This is a genomic window from Bacteroides sp. D22 (genome assembly GCF_000163675.1).
GTDB classification, from domain to species: domain Bacteria; phylum Bacteroidota; class Bacteroidia; order Bacteroidales; family Bacteroidaceae; genus Bacteroides; species Bacteroides xylanisolvens.
This window is the reverse complement of record NZ_GG774812.1, coordinates 53996-65736: the sequence shown is the minus strand read 5'-3', so window position 1 is coordinate 65736 and position 11741 is coordinate 53996. Positions and strand designations below refer to the sequence as shown.

Here is an 11741-nt window from a genome sequence, read left to right as displayed (position 1 = left end):
TCTATTTCTTTAGGCAGAAAAGCAGAGATAGTATTTGAACAACCATTTTACAATGACAATAAAAATGAAAATATTACTTTTAGATAACTACGACTCTTTCACTTATAACCTGCTGCATGTAGTGAAAGAATTAGGGGCTACAGATGTAGAAGTAGTCCGCAACGACCAGATAGAGCTTGATGAAGTAGATCGTTTTGATAAAATCATCCTGTCTCCCGGACCGGGCATACCCGAAGAAGCCGGATTGTTACTACCTATTATTAAGAGATACGCTCCGACCAAAAGCATTCTGGGGGTCTGCCTGGGTCATCAGGCTATCGGCGAAGCTTTCGGAGCACGTCTGGAAAACCTCAAAGAAGTATATCATGGCGTACAAACTCCGGTAAGTATCATTCGTCAGGACCTGCTTTTTGAAGGATTAGGAAAAGAAATCCCTGTTGGAAGATATCATTCCTGGGTAGTCAGCCGGGAAGGTTTTCCGGACTGTCTGGAAATAACAGCAGAAAGCCAAGAGGGACAAATCATGGCAATCCGCCATAAAACGTATAATGTACATGGTATTCAGTTCCATCCCGAATCAGTATTAACTCCGCAAGGAAAAGAAATTATCAAAAACTTCTTAAACGATTAAACTTATGAAACAGATTCTATACAAACTTTTCGAACATCAATATTTGGGACGCGATGAAGCGCGCACCATTCTACAGAACATCGCGCAAGGGAAATATAACGATGTGCAAGTGGCCTCACTCATCACCGTCTTTCTGATGCGTAATATTTCCGTAGAGGAATTATGCGGTTTCCGTGACGCACTGTTGGAAATGCGTATTCCGGTCGATTTGAGTGATTTCGCTCCGATTGATATCGTAGGAACCGGAGGTGACGGAAAAAACACATTCAATATTTCTACAGCTTCCTGCTTTACAGTTGCCGGAGCCGGCTTCCCGGTTGTGAAACATGGTAACTATGGAGCAACGTCGGTCAGTGGTGCCAGTAATGTAATGGAGCAACACGGTGTAAAATTCACCAGTGATGTAGACCAACTGCGTCGCAGCATGGAAAAATGCAATCTTGCTTATCTACATGCCCCTTTATTCAATCCGGCATTAAAAGCAGTAGCTCCGGTTCGTAGAGGATTGGCAGTGCGCACTTTCTTCAATATGCTCGGTCCATTGGTAAATCCGGTATTACCTGCTTACCAATTGTTAGGAGTTTACAATCTACCGTTACTTCGCCTTTACACCTATACTTATCAGGAAAGCAAGACGAAATTTGCTGTTGTTCATAGCCTTGACGGATATGATGAGATTTCTCTGACCAATGAGTTTAAAGTGGCAACCAGCGATCATGAAAAGATTTACACTCCCGAAAGCCTCGGCTTCTCCCGTTATAAGGATATTGATCTGGATGGCGGACAAACACCGGAAGATGCAGCTAAGATTTTCGATCATATCATGAATAATACAGCTACGGAAGCTCAAAAAAATGTAGTGATAGTCAACTCCGCTTTCGCTATCCATGTGATTCGTCCGAAAAAGACAATTGAAGAATGTATTGCTCTTGCCAAAGAATCATTGGAAAGCGGACGAGCATTAGCTACACTAAAAAAATTCATTGAATTGAATAGTTAATTTGATTTACGATTAGCAAGTCTGATTATAAATATAAAAACAAACGAACTGATGAAAGATATATTATCCGAGATTATAGCAAACAAACGATTTGAAGTTGACCTGCAAAAGCAGGCTATTTCTATCGAACAATTACAGGAAGGTATCAGCGAATCTCCGACTCCCCGCTCTATGAAGCAGGCATTAGCCTCTTCCGCATCAGGTATTATCGCCGAGTTCAAGCGGCGCTCTCCTTCCAAAGGATGGATACAAGAAGAAGCGCGTCCGGAAGAGATCGTTCCCTCCTATGCAGCGGCAGGTGCCTCCGCCCTTTCCATCCTTACTGATGAGAAGTTCTTCGGAGGAAGCCTGAAAGATATCCGCGCCGCACGCCCTTTGGTGGAAATTCCCATCCTTAGAAAGGACTTCATCATTGACGAATATCAGCTTTATCAAGCTAAAATTGTCGGTGCTGATGCCGTACTTCTTATCGCAGCAGCACTAGAACTGGAAAAATGCAATGAACTGGCAGAGAAAGCTCATGAATTAGGTCTGGAGGTCTTATTAGAGATTCATAGTTCCGAAGAACTGGCGTACATCAACAAAGGAACAGATATGGTAGGTATCAACAACCGTAATCTGGGTACTTTCTTCACCGATGTAGAAAACTCTTTCCGCCTGGCCGGACAACTTCCTCAAGATTCGGTACTGGTATCTGAAAGCGGCATCTCCGATCCGGAAATAGTTAAACGCCTCCGGGCAGCCGGATTCCGGGGATTCCTGATCGGCGAAACATTTATGAAAACACAGCGACCGGGAGAAACTTTACAGAATTTCCTGCAAGCCATTCAATAAACTAATTATTCAAAACGGACAGCCCTATGATTAACGGAAAAATTATCAAAGTATGTGGCATGCGAGAAACTGAAAACATACAGGACGTAGAGTCTATCGAAGGCATAGATATGCTGGGATTCATCTTTTATCCTAAATCTCCCCGATGTGTCTACGAGCTTCCGGCTTACCTGCCCATTCATGCCCGGCGTGTCGGAGTCTTTGTCAATGAAGACAAGCAAGTGGTCAGCATGTATGCTGATCGTTTCGGACTGAATGATGTGCAACTCCACGGAAATGAATCGCCGGAATACTGCCGGTCCTTACATTCTGCCGGATTGAAAATCATCAAGGCCTTTTCCGTAGACCGCCCCAAAGACTTGAAAAAGGTGTATGACTACGAAAAAGTCTGTGATCTTTTTCTGTTCGATACCAAATGCGAGCAATATGGTGGTTCGGGAAATCAATTTGATTGGAGCATATTACACACATATAACGGAGATGTACCTTTCCTTTTGAGCGGAGGTATCAACTCATACAGTGCCAATGCCCTGAAAGAATTCAAGCATCCCCGGCTTGCCGGATATGATCTCAACAGCCGTTTTGAAACCAAACCGGGAGAAAAAGATCCGGAGCGTATCCGGACATTTTTAAACGAATTAAAATCATCACTTTAAAATTCCAACGTCATGAATAGAATTAATCAACTTTTCAATAGCAACAAGAAAGACATACTTTCTATTTATTTTTGTGCCGGCACCCCCACTTTAGATGGTACTGCCAATGTAATCCGCACACTCGAAAAACATGGAGTAAGCATGATTGAAATCGGTATTCCTTTCAGTGATCCGATGGCAGACGGCATTGTTATCCAGAATGCCGCTACCCAAGCATTGCGCAACGGCATGTCTTTAAAACTTCTTTTTGAACAATTGCGGGATATTCGCAAGGACGTAAAAATACCACTTGTATTCATGGGGTACTTAAATCCAATCATGCAATTCGGATTTGAAAACTTCTGCCGTAAATGCGTGGAATGCGGTATTGATGGTGTTATCATCCCCGATCTCCCTTTCCGTGATTATCAAGAACATTATCGTATCATTGCAGAGCGCTACAACATCAAAGTGATTATGCTCATCACACCGGAGACCAACGAAGAACGGGTACGCGAAATAGATACACATACCGACGGATTCATTTACATGGTTTCATCAGCAGCAACTACCGGAGCACAACAGAATTTCAACGAACAAAAACAGGCATACTTCAAGAAAATAAAAGATATGCATCTGAACAATCCGTTGATGATAGGATTTGGCATCTCCAATAAAGCGACGTTCCAGGCAGCTTGCGAACACGCTTCCGGAGCTATCATCGGCAGTAAGTTCGTTACTCTGCTCGAAGAAGAAAAAGACCCGGAAAAAGCCATCCTTAAATTAAAAGAAGCGGTGAAATGATTTATGATTTATAATTTATGAATTATGATTTATGCGAATCAGCAGTTGAATCCAGGTCATTGGTAATTCTAATAAATTAATCAAGTGTGAGGGACGTGAGGGAGGTTCACATGAATGATAAATCTACAAAATCATTCGAAAACTCATAAATCATAATTCATAAATCATAAATCACTATTTTTTCCTATCTTTGCCAGCGTTTTAACAGTAATTCAACAATTATGAGAGCAGAAACCCCTTCCGTTTTGTTAATTTACACGGGTGGAACTATCGGAATGATAGAGAATCCGGAAACAGGTGCCTTAGAAAACTTCAACTTCGATCATTTGCTTAAGCATGTACCCGAACTAAAAAGATTCAACTACCGCATCTCTTCCTACCAATTTGATCCCCCTCTCGATTCTTCGGATATGGAACCTGCTTACTGGGCAAAGCTAGTAAAGATTATCAATTACAATTATGATTATTTTGATGGTTTTGTCATCCTTCACGGAACAGATACGATGGCTTACACAGCCTCTGCATTAAGCTTTATGCTCGAAAACCTAAGCAAGCCCGTCATTCTCACCGGTTCCCAGTTACCAATCGGAACTTTGCGCACAGACGGAAAAGAAAATCTCATCACAGCCATTGAGATCGCAGCTGCCAAAAACACGGATGGTACGGCCATTGTTCCTGAAGTATGTATTTTCTTTGAAAATCATTTGATGCGTGGCAACCGTACTACCAAAATTAATGCGGAGAATTTTAACGCTTTCCGCTCTTTCAATTATCCACCCTTGGCACGGGTAGGCATCCACATCAAATATGAACCCCATCTTATCCGGAAACCAGATCCGACAAAACCATTAAAGCCGCATTATCTATTTGACACCAATGTAGTTATTTTGACTCTCTTCCCTGGTATTCAGGAGAGTATCGTAACTTCTCTGCTTCATGTTCCCGGATTAAAGGCAGTTGTCATGAAAACCTTCGGTTCGGGAAATGCCCCGCAAAAGGAATGGTTCATCCGCCAACTAAAGGAAGCTACCGATCGCGGAATTATCATTGTCAACATCACACAATGTGCCTCCGGAGCAGTAGAGATGGGACGTTATGAAACAGGAATGCACCTTTTGGAAGCAGGTGTAATCAGCGGATATGACAGTACTCCCGAATGTGCCATAACCAAGCTCATGTTTTTATTGGGACATGGATTACCCAACAAGGATATCCGATATAAAATGAACTCCTGCTTAATAGGAGAAATTACTAAGTCTTAAATTAAATACACTTAATATAATCCTTTGATTTTCATTTTAAGCAGAGCAGTCTTATAAAAGTGAAAATCAAGGGATTTCTCTTCACCATCATCGAGACTTCATCAAACCTAAACGAGCCAAAGAAGAACCAAAACAGAAGTATAGTTGTTTTCACTCTATAAAATAACAGAAAAAACATTTCCAATAAAAGATATGCAGTTATTTTTGTGATGGATTTGGTTACAAACAATCAAGCAATAATACATTATGATGAAAAAAACAGTTCAATTTGTGCCCATTATTGCAATAGCAATGGCAGGTACTATGTTTAGTTGTGTGGACTCCGGAAAGGATCTCTATGATCCGTCTTATGAAACACCTAACCCGATGGGAGACGGCTTTGCTGCTCCCGATGATATCAATTGGAACATGATAACCACTAAAAATGTTTCAGTCGAAGTGAAAGATGAAGAAGGAGGGCAATTTGCTTATTTAATTGAAATATATGCAGAAGATCCTTTGACTAACGAAAATGCTTCCGTACTCGCTACAAGGACAGCTAACAAAGAAAACAACTTTAAATTTACAGCTGCTGTCAGCCTGCTCCCCACTCAAAAGGGTATTTACGTAAAACAAACCGACCCAAGAGGACGTGAACAGGTATATCAGTTCGATGTGCCGGAAAACAGCGATAATATTACCTGTAAGCTCTATTATGCAGAATCTGCAGCACAGAATAGAGCGTTAATGAGTCGTGGTGTCGCTACAAGAAGCCTCGCATTTGAAAAACCGGATTATTCTTCCATACCATCCGACGCTAAGGAAGTTACAGAAATGGCAGGAACGACTTTGCTGCGTGGTGCTAATTACAAAATCACCTCTGACTATAATGGTATATTCAAATTTGACGGATATGACGGTGATATTGCAACCAAAGTTTATGTAGATGCCCAATGGACTATTCCTGCAACTTTCCAATTCCAGAACGGAATTGAAATCATTGTGATGAACAATGCAAAAATTAATGCATCAGGAACCATGACGTTCATCAGAAACTCCATGCTGACTATCATGGAAAAAGGAGAAGTAAACGCAGACGATGTATCATTCACCAATGGAGCGCCTGCTGCATTAAGAAACTGGGGGACACTGGCGGTAACAAATACCATGATTCTACATTCCGGTGCAACGCTCTACAACAAAGGAACCATAACAAGCAGAGACATCTCAATCAATTCTAACACAAAAATTGTGAATGATAATAAAATTGAGCTTGAAGGTACATTAAATCTGCCATCTAATTTCTCACTAGAAAATAACGGAGAGATTTATGGTAAGGAATTAATTGCAAATTCTAATGCTGTTGCTACCAATAACAACATCATGAGATTTACAACTATCAGCCTCACCAATACAACATTCAACAATGCTTGCAGCCTGGAAGCCACAACTTCTTTCTATGCAAACGGAGCAACATTCAACTTTACCCAAGGATATTTAAAAGCTCCTACGATGGAGTTTGTTAATGGGACAGTCAACTTGAGCAATGGTTCTATGCTGGATGCAACTACAAGTATTTACATGAATACAGCTCATGCTAAATTTTACGGAAAAGGCGAAAATACTTCTATGATAAAATCTCCGGTTATAACCGGACAAGGTTTTACGTATGACGGAAATTTAGTTATTGAATGTGATAATCATGTTGAAAAAAGCCCACATTGGAACAACTTCCATGTACAAAATGGCGCATACTTCACTAAAATGGGAGAATCCAAAGTCGTGATAGAAGTCTGCACGGGTACTAAGAATAATGGAAATGAAGGAGAAGAGCCAGAAGATCCTAAATTCCCGATCATCATGGATGACACTCGTAATTACGCTTATCTATTTGAAGACCAGTGGCCATTATATGGAGATTACGATATGAACGATCTTGTTCTGATTATCAAAGAAAGAAAGATTTCCATCAACAAGGATAATAAGGCAGAAGAGTTCACGCTAAGTCTTGATTTATCGGCTGCCGGAGCTACGAAGAGCATCGGAGCTGCTATCATGCTGGACGGTGTTCCTGCCAGTGCTATCACACAACCGGTGGTGTTCAGTGATAACTCTCTTGCTAAAAACTTTAATGTGAATAGTAATAAGATTGAGAACGGCCAGGACTATGCTGTTATCCCATTATTTGACGATGCTCACAACGCATTGGGAAGAGACCGTTACGAACAGATTAATACCATTAAAGATCATTCTGCCAATACGAATCCTAAAAATATCAGTTTCACAATCAAGTTCAGCAACCCTATTCCTGTGGATGAGCTTAATATCAACAAACTGAATGTGTTCATCTTCGTAGAAGGAAACAGAAACCAGCGTAAAGAGATCCATATCGTCGGTTACCAACCCACTAAGTTAGCAAATACCGACTTGTTCGGAGGCAACAACGACGATAGCTCTACTTCCCGCAAAAGATATTACATCAGTAAAGATAACCTGGCATGGGGAATCATGGTTCCGACAGACTTCAAATGGCCTTTGGAATATGTGAATATCAAATCTGCTTACTCGCTGTTCGAAAGTTGGGTAACAAGTGGCGGTACTAAGAATGAAGAATGGTGGAAAACTTTTGATTCATCAAGAGTCTATAAATAAGCCAAACAGTCAATCATCAACACGGATTTCATGAAAGTTGAAATCCGTGTTTTTTCATCAAGATACTGTTAGTCGCAATTAATAGAAAAAAAACATATATCACGAATTTTACTCTCCAGAATGGAGATTATTCTAAAATAATATCTATATTTGCAGTGTATCACAAATATAATGTGACAACAATCTCAATCAATAAATCAAATAACAAAGCAAGCGATAGAAAGGTCTATTCGTATGAAGAAAAAAATATTACTAGTCGACGATAAATCGACAATCGGAAAAGTGGCCGGTGTGTATCTAGGAAAAGAGTATGATTTTACCTATTTGGAAGATCCCATCAAAGCAATAGAATGGCTTAATGAAGGCAATGTACCTGACCTCATTATTTCAGACATTCGTATGCCTCTTATGATGGGTGATGAATTTTTAAGATACATGAAGAACAATGAATTATTCAAATCAATTCCTATCGTTATGTTATCCAGCGAAGAAAGTACAACGGAAAGAATCAGACTACTGGAAGAGGGAGCAGAAGACTATATCCTGAAACCATTCAACCCATTGGAACTCAAAATCCGAATCAAAAAGATTATTGACTAATACCGGGTCTTCTACACATGCAATATTTTGTTTATATAGGCAGAGATAGCAAAACAATAGAACTACTCTCCCGACTAAGTATTGGGGTATTCTATGCTGCGTCCAATTGTAGCAAAGCTGTCAAAGTATTGGAGAAAATACGCGAAAAATATGACGCAGCCCTATTTTTCGAACAGGTGAACTTATCCCAAGATATTGCAGATATCCAATACATGCGCAAAAAATATCCGGGACTTTATATGATACTCGTCATCGATTCCTTGTCTAAGGAAGAAGCATCCGAATATCTTAAAGCCGGCATTAACAATACAATCAAATATGAAACGAGCCAAGAGGCTTTAAAGGACTTATCGACTTTCCTTAAACGAAGAAAAGATCAGAAAATAAAGGCACTTCAGCTTAAAACACAAAATATTAATGCTTTCCGATTGCCTTTATGGAAACGAACTTTTGATATATTCTTTTCGGGAATGGCGATATTATGCCTTTCTCCTCTCCTAATATTTACTGCATTAGCTATCCGGTTAGAAAGCAAGGGCCCCATTATCTACAAATCCAAGCGAGTAGGAAGTAACTATCAGATATTCGACTTCCTTAAATTCCGTTCGATGTACACTGATGCCGACAAGCATTTAAAGGATTTCAATGCTCTTAACCAGTATCAACAGGAAGATGAGGATATTTGGGGGGAAGAACTGGAACCGGATATTAATGAAGAAGCCGACGAAGAAGAAATCCTCCTGATATCGGACGATTTCGTAATCTCCGAAGAAGACTACATCAACAAGAAGTCCAAAGAAAAAAGCAATGCTTTCGTTAAATTGGAAAATGATCCGAGAATAACAAAGATAGGACGCATTATCCGTAAATATAGTATTGACGAATTACCCCAGCTTATTAATATTTTAAAGGGGGATATGTCAATAGTAGGCAACCGTCCTCTCCCACTCTACGAAGCCGAATTGCTGACAAGCGATGAGCACATCGACCGTTTCATGGGGCCGGCCGGATTGACCGGTTTATGGCAGGTAGAGAAAAGAGGCGAAGCCGGTAAACTTTCTGCCGAAGAACGCAAGCAGTTAGATATCACCTATGCAAAGACATTCTCTTTCTGGCTGGATATAAAGATTATTCTGAAAACAGTTACTGCATTCATTCAAAAAGAGAACGTATAATCTCCTTTCAGATGATAGACTCTTATATCTACATAATAGATGATCTGATATTCTTTTGTACAGGGCTTTTGCTGCTATACCTCTTTGTGATGGCCGTAGCTTCACATTTCAAACATATCACTTATCCTAAAGCTCAAAAAACATATCGTTGCGCTATTCTCGTTCCGGAAGGAAGCCTTCTTCCGGAAATATATAAAGAAGAATCATACGAGTTTATCACATACAGCGATCTGCATCAGGCAATCAACAGTTTAGACCAGGAGCATTACGATCTGGTTCTCTTTCTGTCCCATACAGCCTCTGCTTTATCTCCGCAATTTCTGGACAAAATATACAATGCATACGATGCCGGTATACAAGCCATCCAGCTACATACGGTAATAGAAAACCGCAAAGGTTTCCGTAATCGCTTCCGTGCTATACGTGAAGAAATAAAAAACAGCCTTTGCAGAGCCGGTAATACACAATTCGGACTATCCTCCCATTTGCTGGGAACTAATATGGCAATCGATCTGAAATGGCTGCAAAAGAACATGAAAAGTTCCAAAACCAATATTGAGCGAAAGTTATTCCGGCAGAATATATACATTGATTACCTGCCGGACGTAATTGTATACTGCCAATCCGCTCCGGTCTGCCCTTATCGGAAACGTATCCGGAAAACGACTTCCTACTTGCTCCCTTCCATATTTGAGGGAAACTGGAGTTTCTGCAACCGGATCGTACAACAATTGACACCTTCTCCACTTAAATTATGTATCATCGTAAGCGTTTGGGCTTCGTTGATAACCGTATACAATTGGACCTTATCATTCGGATGGTGGATCGCACTCTTCGGTCTATTAATCACTTACAGCCTGGCAATCCCTGATTATCTGGTAGAAGACAAAAAGAAGAAAAAACATTCAATATGGAGAAAAAAACACTTAAACAACGAATTAAAGAAAACCCCGGCTTGAAACAGGCTGTGCATCGTTTCATCATGCATCCCGTTAAAACTCGCCCCAACTGGTGGATACGGCTCTTCGATTTCATATACCTGAAACGTGGAAAGGGTTCTGTCATCTACCGGAGTGTCCGCAAAGACCTCCCTCCTTTCAACCGGTTCTTCTTGGGAAAATATTCTGTTGTCGAAGATTTCTCCTGTCTGAACAATGCAGTTGGCGACTTAACAATCGGAGATTATACACGCATCGGATTAAGAAATACAATCATAGGTCCGGTTCATATCGGCAACCACGTCAATCTGGCACAGAATGTAACAGTCACAGGACTCAACCACAATTACCAGGATGCGGAAAAGATGATTGATGAACAAGGAGTCAGCACACTGCCTGTTGTCATTGAGGATGATGTATGGGTAGGCGCCAATTCGGTCATTCTACCGGGAGTAACCTTAGGAAGACATTGCGTAGTGGCTGCCGGAAGCGTAGTCAGTCATTCCGTTCCACCTTATTCAATATGCGCCGGATGCCCTGCAAGAATCATAAAAGCATACGATTTCGAGACTAAAGAGTGGAAGAAAGTAGAGAAAACGCCTGCCACTAACCATAAATAGTGAGAACTACTACATAATATACCTCATAAAGGTGATTGTGACTCATACTGAAACGAACTATCTTTGCAGTATCAGAATTGAATTAATTAGTCATAATTTTATTACGTAGCCACATTTAAGTAAAAAATGAAATAGAATCCTGCCGAAGCGATTTCGTCGGGATTTTGTTTTTTATTACCCTCCTAACCTGCAAGATCAAGCAACCCTATTCATCGATAAGTTTTCGTCTACAAAATAGTGACGCTATCCGGCAAGGATAGTGACGGTATATGTCCGGGATAGCAACGGTATCGTTGTCATATACCGTCACTATTTTTTCGCTTGCATGGACCCTTAAACCTACTATATAGTCGCCCCTTAGAATGTGCTTTTACGCCTAATAATCAACATATTAATATATAAATTGCTTTGATATATCTGCAAGTTTTTGTATCTTTATGGTTGAAAACTTGCAGATTATTATGATAAACAAGACCACCCCTCAGCCCTCCTTGTTCAGCTCTTTGACAGACCAGCTGAATCCCAGGCATCCCTTATACCTGCTTGCCAATAAGATAGACTGGCGCCGTTTTGAAGAAGCTTTCTCCCCGCTATACTGTGCCGTCAACGGT

The 11741-nt window shown here is 40.6% G+C and carries 11 protein-coding genes; all 11 read left to right on the top strand.

Going from position 1 to position 11741, the window contains the following annotated elements; translation table 11 throughout:
- Positions 1-64 precede the first annotated feature (64 nt).
- The 11 genes from HMPREF0106_RS08290 (at position 65) to HMPREF0106_RS08340 (ending at position 11130) form a co-directional block, all read left to right on the top strand.
- Complete coding sequence (locus HMPREF0106_RS08290) at positions 65-631, top strand: anthranilate synthase component II (RefSeq protein ID WP_085929820.1); 567 nt, start codon at positions 65-67, stop codon at positions 629-631.
- A 4-nt stretch (positions 632-635) separates the two neighbouring features.
- Positions 636-1631, top strand: coding sequence for an anthranilate phosphoribosyltransferase (gene trpD, locus HMPREF0106_RS08295; protein ID WP_009040489.1), 996 nt, complete (start codon positions 636-638; stop codon positions 1629-1631).
- A 51-nt stretch (positions 1632-1682) separates the two neighbouring features.
- Complete coding sequence (trpC, locus tag HMPREF0106_RS08300) at positions 1683-2465, top strand: indole-3-glycerol phosphate synthase TrpC (RefSeq protein ID WP_009040488.1); 783 nt, start codon at positions 1683-1685, stop codon at positions 2463-2465.
- A 26-nt stretch (positions 2466-2491) separates the two neighbouring features.
- Positions 2492-3121 (top strand): phosphoribosylanthranilate isomerase, encoded by a 630-nt coding sequence (locus tag HMPREF0106_RS08305; protein WP_009040487.1) that lies wholly within the window; start codon positions 2492-2494, stop codon positions 3119-3121.
- Positions 3122-3133: 12 nt separating this feature from the next.
- Positions 3134-3904, top strand: a complete 771-nt coding sequence (trpA, locus tag HMPREF0106_RS08310; protein ID WP_009040486.1) for a tryptophan synthase subunit alpha — start codon at positions 3134-3136, stop codon at positions 3902-3904.
- A gap of 221 nt (positions 3905-4125) precedes the next feature.
- Positions 4126-5166, top strand: coding sequence for an asparaginase (locus tag HMPREF0106_RS08315; protein WP_009040485.1), 1041 nt, complete (start codon positions 4126-4128; stop codon positions 5164-5166).
- 246 nt (positions 5167-5412) lie between these two features.
- On the top strand, positions 5413-7797 hold the full coding sequence (locus HMPREF0106_RS08320; protein ID WP_009040484.1) for an LruC domain-containing protein: 2385 nt from the start codon (positions 5413-5415) through the stop codon (positions 7795-7797).
- A 234-nt stretch (positions 7798-8031) separates the two neighbouring features.
- The gene (locus HMPREF0106_RS08325; RefSeq protein ID WP_004300114.1) at positions 8032-8397 is read left to right on the top strand and encodes a PleD family two-component system response regulator; all 366 of its coding nucleotides are present in this window, start codon (positions 8032-8034) and stop codon (positions 8395-8397) included.
- Between the two features lie 17 nt (positions 8398-8414).
- Positions 8415-9572 (top strand): sugar transferase, encoded by a 1158-nt coding sequence (locus HMPREF0106_RS08330; RefSeq protein WP_008022882.1) that lies wholly within the window; start codon positions 8415-8417, stop codon positions 9570-9572.
- Between the two features lie 11 nt (positions 9573-9583).
- Positions 9584-10531 carry a glycosyltransferase family 2 protein gene (locus HMPREF0106_RS08335; RefSeq protein ID WP_009040483.1) on the top strand — a complete coding sequence of 316 codons (948 nt, stop codon included), beginning with the start codon at positions 9584-9586 and terminating at the stop codon, positions 10529-10531.
- The gene (locus tag HMPREF0106_RS08340; protein WP_004316628.1) at positions 10483-11130 is read left to right on the top strand and encodes an acyltransferase; all 648 of its coding nucleotides are present in this window, start codon (positions 10483-10485) and stop codon (positions 11128-11130) included. The genes HMPREF0106_RS08335 and HMPREF0106_RS08340 overlap by 49 nt, the downstream gene beginning before the upstream one ends.
- The last annotated feature ends 611 nt before the right edge of the window (positions 11131-11741 follow it).